Genomic DNA, 20,678 nt, shown 5'->3' on the forward strand with positions numbered 1-20,678 from the left:
CCGGAGCCGGTAGCCGCATCGTCGAACAAACACATCCCGTATCCATTCACGCCCTGCCCTTGACCTGCAATTCGCGCACCATGCGTCTTTTGCCCGCTCAAGGAATGAGTCATGTCGCTGGCCATCGTTTACAGCCGCGCCCAAGTCGGCGTGGAGGCACCCGCCGTCACGGTTGAGGTTCATCTGGCGAACGGCTTGCCAGCGCTAACGCTGGTCGGGCTGCCCGAAACAGCAGTCAAGGAAAGCAAGGACAGGGTACGAAGCGCCATCCTGAATTCGGGGTTTGATTTCCCCGCCCGACGCATCACTTTGAATCTGGCGCCCGCCGATTTACCCAAAGATGGCGGGCGCTTTGATCTGGCGATAGCGCTGGGCATTTTGGCTGCCAGTGGGCAAATGCCAGCGGCAGCGCTGGAACAGGTGGAGTGCCTCGGTGAACTGGCGTTGTCCGGTGCTATTCGCCCCGTGCAGGGTGTACTCCCGGCCGCGCTGGTGGCTCGTGCGGCGGGTCGTGCTCTGGTCGTGCCGATGGCCAATGCAGAAGAAGCCAGCCTGGCTTCAGGTCTGACGGTCATTGCCGCTGAACATTTGCTGCAAGTCGTGGCGCACTTTTCTGCCCGTTCAGTGATTGAACCCTATGTGGCGAGCGGCTTGCTGCACGCGAGCAAACCTTATCCAGACCTCAGCGATGTACAAGGGCAACTCTCAGCCAAGCGTGCGCTGTTGATCGCTGCGGCGGGCGGCCACAACTTGCTGTTCACCGGCCCGCCCGGTACGGGCAAAACCCTGTTAGCCAGCCGCCTGCCCGGCTTGCTGCCGCCGTTAAACGAGCAGGAAGCGCTGGAAGTGGCCGCCATTCAATCCGTTGCCAGTCATGTGCCGTTAAGCTGCTGGCCGCAACGCCCTTTTCGTCAACCGCACCACTCAGCCTCTGGCCCCGCATTGGTGGGGGGCGGCTCTAAATCGCAACCGGGCGAAATCACCCTGGCGCATCACGGCGTATTGTTTCTGGATGAACTGCCCGAGTTTGACCGCAAGGTTCTGGAAGTTTTAAGAGAACCGATGGAATCGGGTTTTATCGTGATTGCCCGCGCCCGCGATCGCATGCGCTTTCCGGCGCGGTTTCAACTGGTCGCCGCCATGAACCCCTGTCCGTGTGGCTATCTGGGTGAACCGACGGGACGCTGCCGCTGCACGCCGGAGCAAATCCAGCGCTACCGCAACAAACTGTCCGGCCCCTTGCTCGACCGGATCGACCTGCACCTGACCGTGGCGCGCGAAACCACCTCACTTAATCCTGCGCAGACCTCAAACGACACCACGGCCAATGCCGCCGAACAGGTGGCGGCTGCCCGTGAGCGGCAACTGCAGCGTCAGGGGTGCGCCAATGCCTTTCTCGACTTGAAGGGTGTGCGGACACACTGCACGCTCAGTGCTGTGGATAACGTTTGGCTGGAGACCGCGTGTGAGCGCATGAGCTTATCGCTGCGCGCAGCCCATCGTTTATTGAAAGTGGCGCGAACATTGGCGGATCTGGAGCAAGTAAAAGAGATAGAGAGGAAGCATTTGGCGGAAGCGTTACAGTATCGGCCGGACAGTCGGTGAAGGTAGTAACTGTAGGAGATTTCCTCAAGCATTCATCAACCTAAATATGCGAATTAAGCACACCAAGAAATACTAGACACCAGAAGTTTTAGCCAGCATCATTTGTTCAACACTAGATTTATAATTATAGCTAAAAGACACCTCATTGAATTAACCACCGCTATCTATTACTTGTACCATTTCAGTAGATGCCCTTGCGTGTCCTACCCCCCATAAAAATGGAATATAAAGTGCACTTTAAACTACGAATATCAGCATGCGGCTTGTACCTAATAATCCTGGCATCATGCGCTTTTTATACTGAGCTCATAGTTTGGGGGGCAGAAAATTTGTTTAGTCTTAGCACAAAATCTATATTCATTTTAAGAGGCTTAATGTTTTCTACGCTGTTCTTTATAAGCTTTAGATATTGCGTTCCAAAACTGCGTAAAATCTGGTAGTTCCAAAGACTATAAGCTCACCGGCTATCAGTCTCGCGATTCATTGAATATATCGTCAAGGCGTCCACTACCCCCTCGAACGACAATGCTATCTTGCCGGCTTGCTTGTAAGCCATTTCGTAATTAATTGAATCTTGTATAAACAACTGGAGAGATTCTTTTTTGCGGATTGCTCGAACAAGACCACCTCCTGAAAGCATAAGATCCACTGCACCATAAGCCATATTGCCTTCGTATACACTGTTGCTTCTTTGCTGATACAGATATCTAACTGGGCCTATAACAGGACCCTGGTTGTTTGGACCGTTAATAATATTCCCCACACCTTCATAAATATTATTGGTTCCATGAGCCACAAGCATTGCCCCAAAAGGAGTCCCGATCCCATATGAGGCACCTGTAATAGCCACGCCTAATTCAACCTGAGCAGCCCCACCAACAATTGTTATTCCATTCGCCCCATAAAAAAAAACCTGACTCCTCAGTTCCCTCTGCTCCTCCCAAAAAACAGCAACTCCTTCAGCCGCACTGATAACGCCCTCTTTCACCTCTTCAACCACCTCATCCACAAACGCCGAGACTTCCCCCAGAAAACCCAACCGGGCAACACCGTCATGGATATGCATCGCACCGGCCGCACAGCCCAGTGCAATCAGCTCCTCGGCGGCCTGGTTGAGGTCTTCCAGTGAGCACTGAGCCTCATCTTTCATGAGGGACCTGCCACGTCATGCCTGCGCTGGTACGGGCGGCGATATGTTCGAGGATGATGTCGCCATAGCGAATAGCGACCGTTTCGATGGGTTGCGATTGACCCTTTGCACTCGAGGTAAGGACGTGCAAAACAATTTGGGCAATACGGGCTTCTCGCAATTCGATTCTGAAGTACTTCTCTTCACCTACGGTGGGTGACGCCCGATAGAGATGAATAATGCAGTTCACCTTTTCGCCGTCATCCAATGCTTTAGCAAGAAGAGGCGAAGACTTGTCGATGTATTTGGTTATCACCACAGGGGAGTGATTGGCGTTGCTACCGAACGCGTTCGGTGACCTGCCCGGCGAGCAAACCATGGGTCACCGATAACACCATGATCTCGTCCAGATGTGAGGTTTGACATTTATTACCCATAGACTGCGGTGTCGAACACCCCGCGGAGATCAGACCGTTATTGACCCCCTTAATGGTCATGTAACTGTTATTGGCCATGTGCTGCTCACTATCAGGGTTAAAGCCTGCATTTTGAGCGGGTGGCGATACAAGCTTTGTAGGGGTTTTCTGAAGTTTTCAAAAGAATCGCTAAGCATGACCGGCAACACTCAGCCCAACCGTTCCACCTCCGGCAGTTCCATTGCACCCACCTCGTGCAGCAAAAAGTCGCTCAAGCGGCGCAAACGTTCACCGCCGGGCCGGGTTTTGGGCCAAACCAGGTAGTAGTTTTCACCGCTGGCCACTGCCGTGCGAAAGGGCAGGCTCAAGCGGCCCTGAGCAACGTCTTCGGCGACCATCAACAAATCGCCCATTGATACGCCATAACCCCGAGCCGCAGCTATCATGCCCAACTCCAGCGTGTCGAATACCTGGCCGCCTTTAAGGGAGACCTGTGCGGTCAGCCCCATGCAATCGAGCCAGTGCCGCCAATCGCGACGGTCAGGCGTGGGGTGCAACAATTCGGTCGCCGCCAGCCGTTCGGCATTCCAGGGCAATTCGTCTTGCACCTGGGGCGCACCCACCGGGATCAGCATCTCGGGAAACAGCAACGTCGCTTCCCAGTCAGGCGGGAAGTGGCCGTTGCTCAACAGCACGGCGCAGTCAAACGGTTCTTGATTGAAATCCACATGGTCAATGTCCATCCACGCGCTGGTGAGTTGCACTTCATTGCCCGCTTGCAAATGACGAAAGCGGCTTAAACGTGCCAATAACCAGCGCATGGTCAGCGTTGAAGGCGCCTTCATTCGAAGAATGCCATCTTCAGCGCGCAAGGTGGTGCACGCACGTTCCAGCGCGCTGAACCCTTCGCGTACACCGGGGAGCAACAGCCGGGCGGCTTCGGTCAGTTGCAATGTTCGCCCGTTACGCTGAAACAAACGGCAGGCGAAATGAGCTTCAAGGGTTTTGATATGCCGGCTCACCGCACTTTGGGTGATCGACAACTCCTCGCCCGCCCGGGTAAACGAACTGTGACGGGCGGCGGCTTCAAAAGCGCGCAGGGCATAAAGCGGCGGAAGATTACGAATCATCAGGGCTGTTCCGTTAGCGCAAGGAGTGCCAAAGAGTGACATGAGTTTAAATCATGTCACTTATCATTTTTATCCCTTTGCTTAAATCAGTCAGGGCACCGAAAATTCAGCCTTTAAACGCACTTGAAGACAATTGACCGATGATCAAAAAGCATCCTGCACGTATCGAACTCGGGGCCATTCTGCGGCTGGCAGGGCCGTTGATTGCCTCGCAGTTGGCTCACATGTTGATGGTGCTCACCGACACGTTGATGATGGCGCGCCTCAGCCCCGAAGCATTGGCCGGTGGCAGCCTTGGGGCCGCCAGTTACTCATTCGTGTCCATTTTCTGCATCGGCGTTATTGCCGCCGTCGGTACGCTGGTGTCTATTCGCCAAGGGGCGGGGGACATAGAAGGGGCCACCCGCCTGACCCAAGCCGGATTGTGGCTCGCCTGGGCATTGGCCCTTGTGGGTGCCGTGGCGCTGTGGAATATCAAACCTCTGTTGCTATTGTTTGGCCAGACGCCCACCAACGTCGAAGCTGCGGGTGAGTTTCTGCTATTGCTCCCGCTGGCCTTGCCCGGCTACATGACCTTTATGGCGCTGCGCGGGTTCACCAGTGCGATGGGCCGTGCAACGCCAGTGATGGTGATCAGTCTGATCGGCACCGTGGCCAACTTTTTGCTCAATTACGCCCTGATCACCGGTATGTTCGGGCTTCCGAAGTTGGGCCTAATGGGTATAGGCCTGGTGACAGCGATTGTGGCCACCGCTATGGCGCTGGGCCTTGCTTGGCATATCCATCGTCACCCGGCCTACGACGCCTATCCGATCGGCAAAGGTTTATCCCGGCTTAATGTCACGTACCTGCGTGAACTGTGGCGGCTTGGCCTGCCTATCGGCGGCACCTATGCCGTAGAAGTGGGCTTGTTTGCGTTTGCCGCACTGTGCATGGGCACGATGGGCAGCACGCAACTGGCCGCTCATCAAATTGCCCTTCAGATTGTGTCTGCAGCTTTTATGGTGCCCGCCGGTCTCTCCTACGCGATCACCATGCGTATCGGCCAACATTACGGTGGCGGCGATTTACTGCGGGCACGATTGGCAGGGCGCGTCGGCATCGGTTGTGGCGCGTTGATCATGCTGGGTTTTTCAGTGGTGTTCTGGTTTTGGCCGACCCAACTTATTGGGCTGTTTCTGGACTACAACGACCCGGCGTTCCGTCCGGTGTTCGAGCTGGCCGTGAGCTTGTTGGCGGTCGCCGCCTGGTTCGAGCTGTTTGATGGTGCACAAACCATCGCGATGGGCGCCATTCGCGGGCTCAAAGATGCCAGAACCACGTTTTTGGTCGGGCTGTTCTGCTACTGGGCCATTGGCGCCCCAATGGCGTGGCTATTAGCGTTCACACTGGGCTGGGGCCCCACGGGGGTCTGGTGGGGGCTCGCATTGGGGCTGGCCTGCGCGTCAATCAGCCTGACACTGGCCTTTGAATGGAAGATGCGGCGCATGCTCAAGCGAGCGCGTAAGGCCGTGAACACTGCGAGCGTGAATACCTTGACGTGATGAAGGCTGCGCTTCAGGCCGGCGATACCGTCTGCTGCGCAGTCCCCAACGTCAAAAACTCCACAAGATCTGTAAACGGCAGCGGTCTGCTGATGAAGTAACCCTGCACCTGGTCGCAGCCAAAATCGCGAAGCAACGATAATTGCTCAGGGGTTTCTACGCCCTCGGCGACCACTTCCAGCTCCAAGTTGTGAGCCAGGTTAATCATGGCCAGCACCAGCTTGCGGTTTTCTTCGCGGATTTCCATGCCGCCCACGAAGCTTTTATCAATTTTAAGCAGCGCAATCGGCAGGCTGTTGAGGTGAACAAACGATGAAAAGCCCGTGCCAAAGTCATCCAGGGAGAAACGTACGCCCAAGCGCCCCAGCGCATCCATCGTTTGTTTGACCAAATCACTGCGGCGCATCACGGCGGTTTCAGTCAATTCGAACTCAAGCCAGTTGGCTTCAACGCCACGCTCGGTGATCAGGCGGCTAAGGGTCGAGAGTAATTGACTGTCCTGAAACTGGCGGAACGAGAGGTTGACGGCCATATGCAAAGGCGCCAGCCCGCGCTCGCGCAGCGCCTGCATATCACGCAGGGCACGCGAAATGACCCAGTAACCCAGCGGCACGATCAGCCCGCTTTGTTCGGCCAGTGGCACGAACTCATTGGGCGCAAGCAATCCGCGTTCGCCATGTCGCCAGCGCACCAGCGCTTCCAGACCCACGATATTTCCCGAGATCAGATCCAGGCGCGGTTGGTAATGCAATTCAAGTTCGTCGCAGCGCAACGCTCGGCGCAGTTCACTTTCGAGGTCGGCCAGGCTTCGCGCATTGCGATTGATGCGCTCGTCGAACACGTGATAGGTACAGCCTTGGGTCGTTTTGGCCTGTTGCATGGCGATGTGTGCATGCCACATCAAGGGGTCGGCCCCGGCGTTGACGCGGGCATGGGCAATCCCGAGGCTGCAACCGAGCAGAAGGCTTTCGCCGTCGATCCAGTAAGGCTCGGACAACACCTCGATGAGGCGTTCTGCCATCCACTCGGCACGCTCCGGCGCTCGTCGGGTATCGATCAACAGTGCGAATTCATCACTGCCAAGCCGTGCTAACTGATCACCGGCTTCAAGTCTGCTTTTAAGGCGTGCAACCACCTGCAGAATCAAGCGGTCACCGGCCTGATGCCCCAGCGCATCGTTGACGTGACGGAAGTTGTCCATATCCAGATGCCCCAATGCGAGGCCGCGCCCGTCGTTTTCGGCCAAGCGTACGGCCAGCAAGGCCTGAAAGCCCTGGCGGTTGGCGATACCGGTCAGCGGGTCCTCTTCGGCCAGGCGTTGCAGGGTGTATTCGAGTATGCCGCGCTCACGCACATGGCGCAGACAACGTCGCAGTACATCCGTGGTCAGACTGGGCCTGACCAGCCAGTCGCTGACGTCCGGGGGTGAAATTTGCGGCTCAGCGTCCAGCAACAAGACGGTGGGCAAGCGGCAACGACCCGGCGCAGGCTGCAAGGTGCTCGTCGTCAGGAGCAGTGCGTTGCGATCGTTCTCAAACAGGTAACTCACGGACTCCCAGCTGGGTGCGCACAGCAAAATGACTGAGCCTCCCATCGGCAGCAGGCACGTTCGTACCAACGCTTCCCAAGTGGGATCTTCAGCCAGTAAAAGCAAACGCAAGGGTTCGACATGCTCAGACACGCTAACTCCCTGAACTCTACTTAATGGAGTGATGAGCATTATGGTGCTCCCGTCAGTCATGACACACGAGGCCATTTGTCCGGAGCACGCGACCTGAACTTACCCTAAGGTAGACGCAAAATAAGGGGGTGGCCCGCGACAAACACACAAAAGCGGCAAATTTAGACCAAGAGCCGTGTCACACCGTCGCACAGAGGCAGCATTATCTGCTCAGCCTGTTAAAATGCTCGCCCTTTTTACACACGACCCCCTAACTCGTCATGTCCCGACTCAATCCCCGGCAGCAAGAAGCCGTGAGCTACGTCGGCGGCCCTCTTTTGGTGCTCGCCGGCGCAGGCTCCGGCAAAACCAGCGTGATTACCCGAAAAATCGCGCACTTGATTCAGAACTGCGGCATCCGTGCCCAATACATCGTCGCCATGACCTTTACCAACAAAGCCGCCCGGGAGATGAAGGAACGGGTCGGTACGCTGCTTAAAAAGGGTGAAGGCCGAGGCTTGACGGTGTGTACGTTCCACAATCTGGGGCTGAATATCATCCGCAAGGAACATGCGCGATTGGGTTACAAGCCGGGGTTTTCGATCTTTGACGAAGCCGACGTCAAAGCGCTGATGGCCGACATCATGCAAAAGGAATACTCGGGCGACGACGGGGTCGATGAAATCAAGAACATGATCGGCTCGTGGAAAAACGACCTGATCCTGCCGCCCGAGGCGTTGGAAAATGCACGTAACCCCAAGGAACAGACAGCCGCCATTGTTTACACCCATTATCAGCGCACGCTCAAAGCCTACAACGCGGTGGACTTTGACGACCTGATCCTGCTGCCGGTCAAGCTCTTCGAGGCGCACGCCGACATTCTGGAAAAGTGGCAGAACAAAGTGCGCTACCTTTTGGTGGACGAGTATCAGGACACCAACGCCAGCCAGTACTTGCTGGTGAAATACCTGATCGGCACGCGCAACCAGTTCACCGTGGTGGGCGATGATGACCAGTCGATCTACGCTTGGCGCGGTGCCCGCCCGGAAAACCTGATGCTGCTCAAGGACGATTATCCGTCCCTGAAAGTGGTCATGCTGGAGCAGAACTATCGCTCCACCAGCCGCATCTTGCGGTGCGCCAACGTGCTGATTGCCAACAACCCACATGCCTTCGAGAAGCAACTGTGGAGTGAGATGGGCCACGGTGATGAAGTGCGGGTGATTCGCTGCCGTAACGAAGACGCCGAAGCGGAGCGCGTCGCGGTTGAAATTCTCACGCTGCACCTGCGCACCGACCGGCCTTACAGTGACTTTGCGATCCTCTATCGCGGGAACTATCAGGCCAAATTGATCGAGCTGAAGCTGCAGCATCATCAAATTCCGTACCGTTTATCGGGTGGCAACAGCTTTTTTGGCCGTCAGGAGGTTAAAGACCTGATGGCCTATTTCCGCCTGATCGTGAACCCGGATGATGACAACGCTTTCTTGCGGGTTATCAACGTCCCACGCCGAGAAATCGGTTCGACGACGCTGGAAAAACTCGGAAACTACGCCACCGAACGCAAAATTTCGATGTATGCGGCCACCGATGAAATCGGCCTGGGCGAGCACCTGGACGCTCGTTTCACCGATCGTCTGGTGCGTTTCAAACGCTTTATGGACCGTGTGCGAGAACACTGCTCGGGTGAAGACCCGATAGCTGCCCTGCGCAGCATGATCATGGACATCGACTACGAGAACTGGCTGCGCACCAACAGTTCCAGCGATAAAGCCGCTGACTACCGCATGTCCAACGTCTGGTTTCTGGTCGAGGCGTTGAAAAACACCCTCGAAAAGGACGAAGACGGCGCCATGACCATTGAGGAAGCCATCGGCAAGCTGGTGCTGCGCGACATGCTTGAACGCCAGCAAGAAGAGGAAGACGGTGCCGAGGGCGTGCAAATGATGACGTTGCACGCCTCCAAAGGCCTGGAGTTTCCTTACGTGTTCATCATGGGCATGGAAGAAGAGATCCTGCCGCACCGCTCCAGCATCGAAGCAGACACCATCGAAGAGGAGCGCCGCCTTGCCTACGTGGGCATTACCCGCGCACGTGAGACGCTGGCGTTTACCTTCGCCGCCAAGCGCAAGCAGTACGGTGAGATCATCGACTGCGCGCCGAGCCGCTTCCTTGATGAGTTGCCCCCGGACGATTTGGCCTGGGAAGGCAACGATGACACCCCTACCGAAGTTAAAGCGGTTCGCGGAAATACAGCATTGGCCGATATACGCGCCATGCTAAAACGCTAAAATCGACTATTTTTTCATTCTACCTTCAGCGCATATGCGCTATTTGAGGACGTTACGTTGGAAGCACTGCACAAGAAAATTCGCGAAGAAGGCATCGTGCTTTCCGATCAAGTGTTGAAGGTCGACGCCTTTTTGAACCATCAGATCGATCCGTACCTGATGAAACAGATTGGCGATGAGTTTGCGCGCTTGTTCAAGGATGCGGGCGTCACCAAGATCGTCACCATCGAAGCCTCGGGCATTGCCCCGGCCGTGATGACTGGCTTGAACTTGGGCGTGCCGGTGATTTTCGCACGCAAGCACCAGTCCCTGACCCTGACTGAAAACCTGCTGACAGCCTCGGTGTACTCCTTCACCAAGCAAACTGAAAGCACCGTGGCTATCTCCCCGCGCCACTTGCAGGCCACTGACCGCGTGCTGGTGATCGACGATTTCCTGGCGAACGGCAAAGCCTCGCAAGCGCTGATTTCGATCATCAAACAAGCCGGTGCAGAAGTTGCCGGCCTGGGTATCGTGATCGAGAAGTCATTTCAGGGCGGCCGCGCTGAACTGGACGCACAGGGCTACCGCGTTGAATCGCTGGCCCGGGTTAAATCCTTGTCGGGTGGCAAAGTCACATTTATTGACTAAACCACCTCTGTAGTCGCTGCAACTGGCGGCGATTAGCGGCGCCGTGATCCTTATCGCAGCCTGCGGCAGCGACTACTGGGTTACGGGGTGATGTTGCGCGTTGCCTCCAATCCCGCCAGCAGCAAACGCTGGTACAGCTCTTCACGCAGCCCGTCTGGGTTTTCCAGCCCCATGCGTGCGAGGTGCTCAGGGAATGCCTGTGGTGAGGGCGCTTCCAGCGTGGCTTTGCCCAGTTCATAGATCTGCGTGAGTTTGAATTTGCTTCTAAGCCAGTTCAACGCCCGCAGCAGGTCTTGTTCCTGTGCGCTGAAATCGCTCCCCAGCGGATACTCCGGGAATAAATGCGAATGCTGTTCGGCAATCCCCTGGAGCCGCTCCGGGCTGTTGTCCATAAAACGTGGATCCAGGCAAAAATCCTCCGGCAACTTACGGAAGAACTGGGCCTGCGCAATCAGTTCGGCCTGAAAGCGTGAATCGGTGATATTGAGCAACGCTTCGATCACTTGACGATCGGTCTTGCCACGCAAGTCTGCGATGCCGTATTCAGTGATCACAATGTCGCGTAAATGGCGCGGGATGGTGCAATGACCGTATTCCCAGACAATATTGGAATTGACTTCCCCACCTGACTCACGCCAGCTGCGCAGAAGGATAATGGAGCGCGCATCGTGTAACGCGTGGCCTTGGGCAACAAAATTATATTGGCCGCCCACCCCGCTCAGCACTCGACCGTCTTCCAGTTGATCAGACACGGCGGCCCCGAGCAGCGTCATGGTGAATGCGCTGTTCACAAAGCGGGCATCTCGCCGCTGCAAACGCTTAAGGTCTTCCTGACCGTACAGCTCATTGATGTAGCTGATGGCGGTCATGTTGAATTCAGCACGTCGGCTGAGAGGCAAGGCCCTTAAGCGCTGGTAGAAACTGTCAGGCCCCAAAATGAAGCCGCCGTGAACACTGACGCCATCGGTGTGCAGAGATTCGTCCAAAGTGCCGGCATTGGCCTGCCTCTGGCGCTCAACATCGGGGTAAACCTTGCGTCTAACAATGCCCGCATCCACCAGCACCATCAGCCCACTGACGAACATTTCACTGCATCCGTAGAGGCCTTGGTCAAAGGGCCCGGTGCCACCTTCGCGCTCAATCAGCGCCTGCCACGGGGTGACATCGACAGTGTCCAACAGGGCGCGATAGCCTTCTCTGTCCGATTGACGCGTGAGTAAGGCCCCAGTCAATGCATCCCCCATCGAACCGATGCCAATTTGCAACGTACCGCCATCGCGCACCAGGGTGCTGGCATGCACACCGATAAAGTGATCTTGCAGGGTGAGCGGCATATTGGGGGTCGAAAACAAACGTGTGCGCTCAACGTCGTCGATCAGGTAATCGAAGTCAGCAGACTCAACCTCTGAATCACCCGGCATATAGGGTAAGTCGCCATGAACCTGACCCACCATCAGGATGGTTTCGCCTGCGGCTCGCCGCTTAGCGATCATGGGCAGCAAATCAAGGGTGATGTCGGGGTTGCAACTGAGGCTCAAACGGCTGGAGTCCTGCGGATCGCAAGCGATCAACTGTGCAATCACGTTCAAACCGCTGGCGTTGATGTCGCGTGCCGCGTGGCTGTAATTGCTGCTGACATAGTCTTGCTGCGCCGGCGGGCTATCCAGCAGGCTGCCCGCCTGCATATAAAATTGCTGGATGTGAATATTGTCTGGCATACGGTTGTGACGCAGGTCAGACAAGTAATCCAGCTCGATATAGTCGCCGAATACCCTTTCGACAAAGGGCTCAAGAAAGCGCTGCTGCAACCCGTCACCCAAGGGCGGGCGACCCAGACTCAAGGCGGTGTAAATCGTTAACTGGCGATCAGGCAGACCTTTAATCCGCTGATACAGCGCATTGATCAACCGATTGGGCTTGCCCAGCCCTAGCGGTGTACCCAAGCGAATATGGGCTGGCAAACGTGCGAGCAGCTCATCCACTGTGCGCTCGATCGAACAGGACTGCACCATCTGACCCTCCTTTACCATCCGTGTATAGAGATGTGACAGAGAGTGACTGTAGTTGGTTGCAAAGGCCAGTGACGTACGCGCAGGTTTGCACGAACGAAGCCAGCGGATGTTTCAGGCGGGATAAGTGTGCCCGCGCGTTTCATCGCGCGGGCACACCCTGCTCTGACGCAGGGTTTTACAGCTTGATCCAGGTGGATTTCAGCTCGGTGTATTTGTCGAACGCATGCAATGACTTGTCGCGGCCATTACCGGATTGCTTGAACCCGCCAAACGGCGCAGTCATGTCACCGCCATCGTACTGGTTAACCCACACGCTACCGGCCCGAAGGGCTTTGGCGGTCAGGTGCGCCTTTGAAATATCGGCCGTCCAGACAGCAGCAGCCAGACCATAAGGGGTGTCGTTGGCAATCTGGATCGCTTCAGCAGCCGTATCGAAGGAGATGACCGACAGCACGGGGCCAAAGATCTCTTCCTGGGCGATTTTCATGGCATTGCTGACGCCGTCGAAGATGGTCGGCTCAACGTAAGTCCCGCCCGTTTCTTGAAGGATTTGCTTACCGCCCGCGACCAGTTTGGCGCCTTCGCTATGACCCGACTCGATGTACGACAGCACGGTGTTCATTTGCTGTGTATCAACCAGCGCGCCCACCGTGGTTTCAGGGTCCAGAGGGTTGCCTGGCTTCCAGCCTTTGAGGGCTTCGATCACCAACGGCAGGAAGGTGTCTTTGATCGAACGCTCGACCAGCAGACGGGAACCTGCGGTGCAGACTTCGCCCTGATTGAAGGCGATCGCGCTGGCGGCGGATTCGGCAGCTGCTTTAAGGTCTGGCGCGTCGGCGAAAACGATGTTCGGGCTTTTGCCACCCGCCTCTAGCCAGATGCGCTTCATGTTCGATTCGCCAGAGTAAATCATCAACTGCTTGGCGATCTTGGTCGAACCGGTGAACACCAGCGTGTCGACATCCATGTGCAAAGCCAGCGCTTTGCCGACGGTGTGGCCGTAACCGGGCAGAACGTTAAGCACGCCTGCGGGAATACCGGCTTCGACAGCCAGTGCAGCAATGCGGATAGCCGTCAGTGGCGATTTTTCTGAAGGCTTGAGGATCACCGAGTTACCGGTAGACAACGCAGGCCCCAGTTTCCAGCACGCCATCATCAGCGGGAAGTTCCACGGCACAATGGCGCCGACCACGCCGACTGCTTCACGGGTAACCAGACCCAATTGGTCATGGGGGGTGGCGGCCACTTCATCGTAAATTTTGTCGATGGCTTCACCGCTCCAGCTCAGTGCACCGGCGGCGCCGGGCACGTCGATGTGCAGCGAATCGCTAATGGGCTTACCCATGTCCAGGGTTTCAAGAAGCGCCAGCTCCTCGGCGTTTTGCTTGAGCAGATCGGCAAAACGAATCATCACCGCTTTACGCTTGGCAGGTGCCAACCGCGACCAGACGCCGGACTCGAAGGTTTTGCGGGCATTTTCAACCGCACGCTTAGCGTCGGCGGCATCGCAACTGGCGACCTTGCCCAGCAAGCGACCGTCGACCGGGCTGAGGCACTCGAATGTTTCATTGGAGACTGCGTTGGTGTATTCACCGTTAATAAACGCACGACCTTCGATTTTCAGCTGCTGGGCCCGTTGTTCCCAATCAGCACGCGTCAGGGTGGTCATTCGAGTGTCCTCCTCATTGTTCAATGGAAGTGCCACCCTAACCAGTGGCCCTGGAACTTTCAATATATTTGACACATGGGGCGCGAATGCCTTGGCTTGTTCGTTTTAATAAACATAACCTTGGGTCTTTAAAGATCCACACATCTCACATTCAGGGGGGACAAGAACCATGAGTATCGAAAGCATCGTCGATTTCAACACGGCCAACACTCAGCCGGAACGCTTCAGCCCGGCTTCGGGAAAAGTGCTCAAGGGCTCCCCTGAGCAAGTTGTCCACAATCACTACAACAGTCCTTGTGGACAGATGAACGCTGGCGTGTGGGAAGGCGCTGTAGGTCAATGGACCGTCAATTACACCGAGCATGAATACTGCGAAATCATGCAGGGCGTTTCGGTTCTGCGTGACCATCAAGGGAATGCCAAGACACTCCGTGCGGGTGATCGTTTTGTAATCCCGGCCGGGTTCAGGGGCACATGGGAAGTACTGGAACCGTGTCGGAAGATTTACGTGGTGTTTGAGCAGGGCGCTCCAAGGCTCTGATTTAGACCCCTTCACAGCCTCGCCATGTAGACAGGGCGGGGCTTTTTATTGCCTGCTTTTGCACCCAACTATGCACAAATGCCGAAACACCTCAGGCGGTGCGCATGGGCCAAATTAAGCCAGTCTTTGGAGGCAGGAGCTGCGGTGCCAAACACTCATGGACGAGGAGGCACTGACAGTATCACCGCTCATTTTCGATGACTGACAAGGATGACTCATGTCGACAGTTACAGTAGTTAAAGGAGCAGCACTGGCTGCATGTGTAGCAATTTCGGGGTTTTCACTGCCATCGATGGCTGCTGAAGACGGGCTGTGCAATAAAAATATGGCAATCAACTACTTTTTGGCACCTGAGGCAACGCCCCAACTGGTTGAGTGGTTACGCATCGCTTACGGCGCACACGGGGTTCGTGTAGAACGGCCGGGAGAGGCCTTCACCAAAGAGTTCAACGCCTTTCGCTTAAGGGTGTTGGTGGACGAAGAAAATATCTTGATCAAACAAATGTGTGGGTAAACGCGCCTGGGATCTTTTTGACGGGGCAAGGAAGCGCAGTGAACTTCTCTGCTCAAGCCCCGCCAACACCTGCTTTTATTCAATCAAAAATCTATCTATGCAAGGAAGCAACACGATGACTTTAATTAAACTGAAAACAGCAGCACTGGTTGGTTTGGTAACGCTTGGCTTCGGCGCCCTGGAAGCATCCGCATCCGCATCCGCATCGGATTCGGTGGCAGGCAAATGCCACCTCGACTTTGCGCTGACCAAGATGATGCACCGGGCAACACCTGAATTTTTGGAAGATATCCGCATTCGCTCAGGCTCTGCCGTCGTGCGACTGGAGAAACCGGGACAAAAATTCACGCAAGATTTCCGAGATGATCGCCTGCGTGTGATCGTCGACGAAAACAACATCATGCAGCGTTATCTGTGTGGCTAATGGAATGACACTGGCGTAGCTGTCTAGCGCCCTTTAAACACAAAAAAGGCCCGTATCTCGCGATACGGGCCTTTTTTGTAAGAAGAAAAACCAATTACTTGATTTTGGCTTCTTTGTAGATCACGTGCTTGCGAACCCGCGGATCGAATTTTTTGATTTCGATTTTGTCCGGAGTGGTGCGCTTGTTCTTATCAGTGGTGTAGAAATGGCCTGTACCAGCGCTCGACACCAAACGGATCAATTCACGCATGAGTAGCTCCCTTAGATCTTGCCAGCACGGCGGATTTCGGCCAACACGACAGTGATGCCGCGCTTGTCGATGATACGCATGCCTTTAGCAGATACGCGCAGACGAACAAAACGTTTCTCTTCTTCAACCCAGAAGCGGTGATGCTGCAGGTTCGGCAGGAAACGACGACGGGTTTTGTTATTTGCGTGGGAAATGTTATTCCCAGTCACCGGACCCTTACCGGTAACTTGACAGACTCTCGACATGCCTCAGCCCTCTAAAACCACATGCCCAACCCGGCATGGGTTGGCCGCTTAATCTCTCAGTCATGGCGCCAGGCGCCGCGTTTCTTTAAGGGTCTTACCGGCTACACCTACAAACGCAGGAACCGGGCCCCTAGAAAAGAGCGCTGCTTTATACCAGAAAGACTAAAGAGCAACAACAAGCGATGTGATTTGCTGTAATTAATTTAGCGCGCATTCTAGCGCCAATCCGCGCTAAAGCCTATGTCCGGCTATCTACAACCGCTCGTCGCGAGATGAAAGGTTTCAGTCAGCATTGTCCAAGGCAGAGGGTGCTGCATACATTCTTGCTTCACAGCGACACCACAGATTACGCGTTAAAACGGTAGTCATTTGTCTACCCGCGCACTACGGTAGGACTTTTCCAGACTGCACTCGCAGATGGGCCCCATCGACTTGCAAAGGAAACACACCATGCGCCTCGCTGCCGCCCCCTTTTTGCTGACAATGTGCTTGAGCCCGTGGGTTCACGCGGCAACACTGACCGTTTGCACCGAGGCAAGCCCAGAAGGGTTCGACGTGGTGCAATACAACTCGCTCACCACCACCAATGCCTCCGCAGACGTGCTGATGAACCGGCTGGTGGACTTTGACGCGCATACGGGCAAGTTGGTGCCGGGGCTGGCACAAAGCTGGTCAGTGTCCCCTGATGGCCTTGTGTACGATTTCAAATTGCGCCCCGGGGTCAAATTTCACACCACCAAATATTTCACCCCGAGCCGGGAACTGAACGCCGACGACGTGCGTTTCAGCTTCGAGCGCATGCTCGACCCTGCCAACCCGTGGCACAAAGTTGCCCAAAGCGGTTTCCCTCATGCGCAATCTTTGCAATTGCCAGCACTGATCAAAAAAATCGAGACGCCTGACCCGCTCACCGTGCGCTTTACCCTAAGCCATCCAGACTCCACGTTCCTGCCAGAACTGAGCATGGGTTTCGCCTCGATTTATTCAGCCGAGTATGCCGACAAGCTCCTCAAGGCTGGCACCCCAGAGCTGATGAACAGCCAGCCGATTGGCACAGGCCCCTTTGTCTTCACGCGCTTTCAGAAAGATGCGGTGGTGCGCTACAAGGCCAATCCTGATTACTTCGCGGGCAAGCCCTCGGTAGACGGACTGATTTACGCCATTACGCCAGACGCCAACGTACGCCTGCAGAAACTGCGTCGCAATGAATGCCAGATAGCCCTGTCGCCAAAACCGCTGGACGTGGACAGCGCATCCAAAGACCCGGCATTAAGCGTCGCTCAGACACCGGCCTTTATGACTGCGTTTGTGGCCATCAACAGCCAGCATCCGCCCCTGGACAAACCTGAAGTGCGTCAAGCGATCAACCTCGCATTCGATAAAGACTCCTACCTTAAAGCTGTATTCGAAAACAGCGCTCAGGCGGCTAACGGCATCTACCCGGCCACCACCTGGAGCTATGCCAAGGATTTGCCGGGTTACGCTTACGACCCAAAAAAAGCCAAGGAGCTGCTGGCCAAAGCGGGCCTCAAGGACGGGTTCAAAACAACGATCTGGACACGCCCGACAGGCAGTGTGCTGAACCCCAACCCAAGTCTGGGTGCGCAGTTATTGCAGGCTGACTTGGCCAAAATTGGCGTTCAGGCGGATATTCGGGTGATTGAATGGGGTGAATTGATTCGGCGCGCCAAGGCAGGGGAACATGACTTGTTGTTCATGGGCTGGGCCGGAGACAACGGCGACCCGGATAACTTCCTCACACCACAATTTTCCTGCGCGGCAGTGAAGTCCGGGACTAACTTTGCGCGTTATTGCGACAAAACGCTGGACACCTTGATCAGCGAGGGCAAAACCCTCACCGATCAGGACAAACGCAGCGCGCTGTATCAAAAAGCCCAAGGGCTGATTCAGCAGCAAGCGCTTTGGCTACCGTTGGCACACCCAACGGCTTACGCACTGACCCGCAAAAACGTACAGGGTTATCAGGTTAACCCGTTTGGCAGGCAGGATTTTTCGACCGTCAGCGTCAAGCCTTAATCCTTACATCCAGCCGTGCTCAACCATTGAAAGCGGCTGGCCTTCGCCGACAATAAAATGATCCAGCACTCGCACCTCAATCAAATCCAGCGCCTCGGTGAGGCGCTGGGTCAGCGCGCGGTCGGCCTCGCTCGGCAAACTGATACCTGACGGGTGGTTATGACAGAAAATCACTGCAGCGGCGTTGTGCGCGAGTGCACGCTTGACCACTTGGCGCGGGTACACGCTAGCGCTGTCGATAGAGCCGCGAAACAACACTTCAAAGGCCAGCATTCTGTGTTTGGTGTCCATAAACAGGCACCCGAACACCTCATGCGGCTCATGGCGCAGTTGTGCTGTAAGGAAATCACGAACCGCCTGCGGGCTCTCCAGCGCGCAATCACGACGCAAACGCTCGGCCAAGTGACGGCGACCCATTTCAAGGACGGCCTGTAACTGGGTGAACTTGGCTGGACCAAGCCCAAGCGGTCGGCAAAATGAGCTCAAGTCCGCCTCCAGTAAAGCCCGCAGACTCCCGAACTCATTGAGTAGATGGCGGGCCAGATCAACAGCGCTTTTGCCGGAAACCCCGGTGCGCAGGAAGATTGCCAATAGCTCGGCATCAGAAAGACTGGATGACCCATGCTCTAAAAGTTTCTCGCGCGGTCGTTCGCCCGCGGGCCAATCTCTGATACTCATAACACCTCCGTGTGAGTGGTCGCCCGCTGTTCCCTAGCAGGCGCTGTGTTATCTTAGCCCATCATTTTTGCGTGGCATTTGGCCATTTTCCGCGCAGTCATCATCGAACTAAAAGGCAGGCCTATGCAGCGGCTGTATCGAAAACGCATTGTTTTGGGCGTCGGCGGCGGCATCGCGGCTTACAAGAGTGCAGAGCTGGTTCGCCGCCTGCTGGATCAAGGCGCCGAAGTCCGCGTTGTGATGACGCGCGGTGGCAGCGAATTCATCACCCCCCTGACCATGCAGGCCCTTTCCGGGCACCCCGTTCATCTGGACTTGCTCGACCCTGCGGCAGAGGCCGCAATGGGTCATATCGAGCTGGCCAAGTGGGCCGATCTGGTGCTTATTGCGCCTGCGACCGCTGACCTGATCGCGCGCCTTGCCCAAGGGCTGGCCAATGATCTGCTGACCACGCTGGTGCTCGCCACGGATGCCACGGTCGCCATTGCGCCCGCGATGAATCAGGCCATGTGGCGCGATCCTGCCACTCAAGCCAACACTCAATTGCTGCAAAGCCGCGGCTTGCGCGTGTTTGGGCCGGCCTCTGGGAGCCAGGCCTGTGGCGACGTGGGCTTTGGACGCATGCTGGAAGCCGATGATCTGGTGCATTGCGCAGCAGAGTGCTTTCAGCGCCAGCTGTTGACCGGCAAACATGTGCTGATTACCGCTGGACCGACGCAGGAAAACATCGATCCGGTGCGTTACATCACTAACCACAGCTCGGGGAAAATGGGCTTTGCCCTCGCCGAAGCGGCGGTTGAAGCCGGTGCCCGCGTGACCCTGATTACCGGCCCGGTGCACTTGCCGACCCCGGATCGGGTGAGTCGCATTGATGTCGTCAGTGCCCGCGACATGCTCGCGGCATGTGAAGCAGCGATCCCCTGTGACGTGTTTATTGCCTCGGCTGCCGTCGCGGATTACCGCCCAGAAGTTGTCGCCCCGCAAAAACTCAAGAAAGACCCTACCAAAGGTGACGGCCTGTTGCTGCAAATGGTGCGCAACCCCGACATCCTGGCCACCATTGCTACACGCCCTGACCGTCCCTTCAGTGTCGGCTTCGCCGCAGAAACCGAGCACCTGCTCGATTACGCTGCGCGCAAGCTGAAGGACAAGAACCTTGACCTGATTGTCGCCAATGACGTGGCTAACCCCAGCATTGGTTTCAACAGCGAGGAGAACGCGTGCAGCGTGATTGATCGCCAATTGCACGCCACTGTGTTTGCCCAGACCAGCAAGGGCAAGATTGCCCGCCAGCTGATCACTTTTATCGCCGAACGTCTGAACCAGGTTTAACTCGTATGCACGCTTTACAAGCCAAAATTCTCGATCCACGCATTGGCAACGAATTTCCGTTGCCGCAGTACGCCACACCCGGCTCCGCGGGCCTCGACCTGCGCGCCATGCTCCAACAGGACACCGTGCTGGAGCCGGGGCAAACCCTGCTGATTCCCACTGGCCTGTCGATTTACATTGGTGATCCGGGCCTCGCTGCACTGATCCTGCCACGCTCGGGGCTGGGCCATAAGCACGGTATCGTGCTGGGTAACCTGGTCGGTCTGATCGACTCCGATTACCAAGGCGAGCTCATGGTCTCGTGCTGGAACCGTGGCCAGACCGCCTTCAACATCACCATCGGCGAGCGCATCGCTCAGTTAGTGCTGGTGCCAGTGGTGCAAGCACACTTTGAGATGGTTGAAGCGTTTGACGAAAGCCAACGTGGTGCTGGCGGTTTCGGGCACTCCGGAAAGCTTTGACGGTGAAGCATCCGCTCGGGCGCCCTGCCCGAGCAGATGCATCTGGCGGGTTAATTCAGGATGATTCTCGCCCAGATCGGGATACCTTTTTCAGACTCGAATTCAATAGC

At 56.1% G+C, this 20,678-nt stretch carries 20 protein-coding genes; 10 read left to right on the forward strand and 10 right to left on the reverse strand.

Annotation, left to right across the window (positions count from 1 at the left end):
* The first annotated feature begins 111 nt into the window (after positions 1–111).
* Entirely contained in the window at positions 112–1,605 is a 1,494-nt protein-coding gene (locus ACI7MX_RS05455; protein ID WP_405584299.1) for a YifB family Mg chelatase-like AAA ATPase, read from the forward strand.
* A gap of 457 nt (positions 1,606–2,062) precedes the next feature.
* On the opposite strand, the gene ACI7MX_RS05460 is transcribed toward ACI7MX_RS05455, so the two are convergent.
* The 4 genes from ACI7MX_RS05460 to ACI7MX_RS05475 form a co-directional block, all read right to left on the reverse strand.
* The gene (locus ACI7MX_RS05460) at positions 2,063–2,755 is read right to left on the reverse strand and encodes a DUF4225 domain-containing protein (RefSeq protein WP_405584297.1); all 693 of its coding nucleotides are present in this window, start codon (positions 2,753–2,755) and stop codon (positions 2,063–2,065) included.
* A complete protein-coding gene (gene tssD / locus ACI7MX_RS05465; protein WP_405584294.1) occupies positions 2,745–3,113 on the reverse strand; it encodes a type VI secretion system tube protein TssD in 369 nt (122 codons plus the stop codon). The genes ACI7MX_RS05460 and tssD overlap by 11 nt, the downstream gene beginning before the upstream one ends.
* Positions 3,073–3,249, reverse strand: a complete 177-nt coding sequence (locus ACI7MX_RS05470; RefSeq protein ID WP_405584291.1) for a hypothetical protein — start codon at positions 3,247–3,249, stop codon at positions 3,073–3,075. Before ACI7MX_RS05470 ends, tssD begins: the two co-directional genes overlap by 41 nt.
* Before the next feature lie 110 nt (positions 3,250–3,359).
* Complete coding sequence (locus ACI7MX_RS05475) at positions 3,360–4,280, reverse strand: LysR substrate-binding domain-containing protein (RefSeq protein ID WP_314486079.1); 921 nt, start codon at positions 4,278–4,280, stop codon at positions 3,360–3,362.
* A gap of 140 nt (positions 4,281–4,420) precedes the next feature.
* On the opposite strand from ACI7MX_RS05475, the gene ACI7MX_RS05480 reads away from it, so the two are divergent.
* Positions 4,421–5,824: a NorM family multidrug efflux MATE transporter gene (locus ACI7MX_RS05480; protein WP_405584288.1), complete on the forward strand. Its 1,404-nt coding sequence runs from the start codon at positions 4,421–4,423 to the stop codon at positions 5,822–5,824.
* A gap of 13 nt (positions 5,825–5,837) precedes the next feature.
* On the opposite strand, the gene ACI7MX_RS05485 is transcribed toward ACI7MX_RS05480, so the two are convergent.
* Complete coding sequence (locus tag ACI7MX_RS05485; RefSeq protein WP_314486077.1) at positions 5,838–7,505, reverse strand: bifunctional diguanylate cyclase/phosphodiesterase; 1,668 nt, start codon at positions 7,503–7,505, stop codon at positions 5,838–5,840.
* A 260-nt stretch (positions 7,506–7,765) separates the two neighbouring features.
* Between ACI7MX_RS05485 and rep the strand changes: the two genes are divergently transcribed.
* Positions 7,766–9,775 (forward strand): DNA helicase Rep, encoded by a 2,010-nt coding sequence (gene rep, locus ACI7MX_RS05490; protein ID WP_314486076.1) that lies wholly within the window; start codon positions 7,766–7,768, stop codon positions 9,773–9,775.
* 57 nt (positions 9,776–9,832) lie between these two features.
* Entirely contained in the window at positions 9,833–10,405 is a 573-nt protein-coding gene (locus tag ACI7MX_RS05495) for a xanthine phosphoribosyltransferase (protein ID WP_314486075.1), read from the forward strand.
* An 80-nt stretch (positions 10,406–10,485) separates the two neighbouring features.
* Here the strand turns inward: ACI7MX_RS05495 and ACI7MX_RS05500 are convergent, their stop codons facing one another.
* Together ACI7MX_RS05500 and ACI7MX_RS05505 are read right to left on the reverse strand one after the other, a co-directional pair.
* Positions 10,486–12,417: an acetyl-CoA hydrolase/transferase C-terminal domain-containing protein gene (locus tag ACI7MX_RS05500; RefSeq protein ID WP_314486073.1), complete on the reverse strand. Its 1,932-nt coding sequence runs from the start codon at positions 12,415–12,417 to the stop codon at positions 10,486–10,488.
* A gap of 175 nt (positions 12,418–12,592) precedes the next feature.
* Positions 12,593–14,086, reverse strand: coding sequence for an aldehyde dehydrogenase (locus ACI7MX_RS05505; RefSeq protein ID WP_122786269.1), 1,494 nt, complete (start codon positions 14,084–14,086; stop codon positions 12,593–12,595).
* A 169-nt stretch (positions 14,087–14,255) separates the two neighbouring features.
* Between ACI7MX_RS05505 and ACI7MX_RS05510 the strand changes: the two genes are divergently transcribed.
* The 3 genes from ACI7MX_RS05510 (at position 14,256) to ACI7MX_RS05520 (ending at position 15,565) form a co-directional block, all read left to right on the forward strand.
* Positions 14,256–14,627, forward strand: a complete 372-nt coding sequence (locus ACI7MX_RS05510) for a cupin domain-containing protein (RefSeq protein ID WP_405584282.1) — start codon at positions 14,256–14,258, stop codon at positions 14,625–14,627.
* Between the two features lie 217 nt (positions 14,628–14,844).
* Positions 14,845–15,141, forward strand: coding sequence for an I78 family peptidase inhibitor (locus tag ACI7MX_RS05515; RefSeq protein ID WP_314486068.1), 297 nt, complete (start codon positions 14,845–14,847; stop codon positions 15,139–15,141).
* A 115-nt stretch (positions 15,142–15,256) separates the two neighbouring features.
* Complete coding sequence (locus tag ACI7MX_RS05520) at positions 15,257–15,565, forward strand: I78 family peptidase inhibitor (RefSeq protein ID WP_405584279.1); 309 nt, start codon at positions 15,257–15,259, stop codon at positions 15,563–15,565.
* Positions 15,566–15,659: 94 nt separating this feature from the next.
* Here the strand turns inward: ACI7MX_RS05520 and rpmG are convergent, their stop codons facing one another.
* Together rpmG and rpmB are read right to left on the reverse strand one after the other, a co-directional pair.
* A complete protein-coding gene (rpmG, locus tag ACI7MX_RS05525; RefSeq protein ID WP_003437824.1) occupies positions 15,660–15,815 on the reverse strand; it encodes a 50S ribosomal protein L33 in 156 nt (51 codons plus the stop codon).
* 11 nt (positions 15,816–15,826) lie between these two features.
* Positions 15,827–16,060, reverse strand: a complete 234-nt coding sequence (rpmB, locus tag ACI7MX_RS05530; protein ID WP_019410280.1) for a 50S ribosomal protein L28 — start codon at positions 16,058–16,060, stop codon at positions 15,827–15,829.
* Positions 16,061–16,510: 450 nt separating this feature from the next.
* On the opposite strand from rpmB, the gene ACI7MX_RS05535 reads away from it, so the two are divergent.
* The gene (locus ACI7MX_RS05535) at positions 16,511–18,097 is read left to right on the forward strand and encodes an ABC transporter substrate-binding protein (RefSeq protein WP_405584276.1); all 1,587 of its coding nucleotides are present in this window, start codon (positions 16,511–16,513) and stop codon (positions 18,095–18,097) included.
* Between the two features lie 3 nt (positions 18,098–18,100).
* On the opposite strand, the gene radC is transcribed toward ACI7MX_RS05535, so the two are convergent.
* Positions 18,101–18,775, reverse strand: coding sequence for a DNA repair protein RadC (radC, locus tag ACI7MX_RS05540; RefSeq protein WP_314486062.1), 675 nt, complete (start codon positions 18,773–18,775; stop codon positions 18,101–18,103).
* 123 nt (positions 18,776–18,898) lie between these two features.
* On the opposite strand from radC, the gene coaBC reads away from it, so the two are divergent.
* A complete protein-coding gene (coaBC, locus tag ACI7MX_RS05545) occupies positions 18,899–20,107 on the forward strand; it encodes a bifunctional phosphopantothenoylcysteine decarboxylase/phosphopantothenate--cysteine ligase CoaBC (RefSeq protein WP_122786263.1) in 1,209 nt (402 codons plus the stop codon).
* Between the two features lie 5 nt (positions 20,108–20,112).
* A complete protein-coding gene (gene dut / locus ACI7MX_RS05550) occupies positions 20,113–20,568 on the forward strand; it encodes a dUTP diphosphatase (RefSeq protein ID WP_405584271.1) in 456 nt (151 codons plus the stop codon).
* Positions 20,569–20,678 lie beyond the last annotated feature (110 nt).

Source organism: Pseudomonas sp. 2024-210 (assembly GCF_045062345.1).
In the GTDB taxonomy this organism is placed as follows: Bacteria; Pseudomonadota; Gammaproteobacteria; order Pseudomonadales; family Pseudomonadaceae; genus Aquipseudomonas.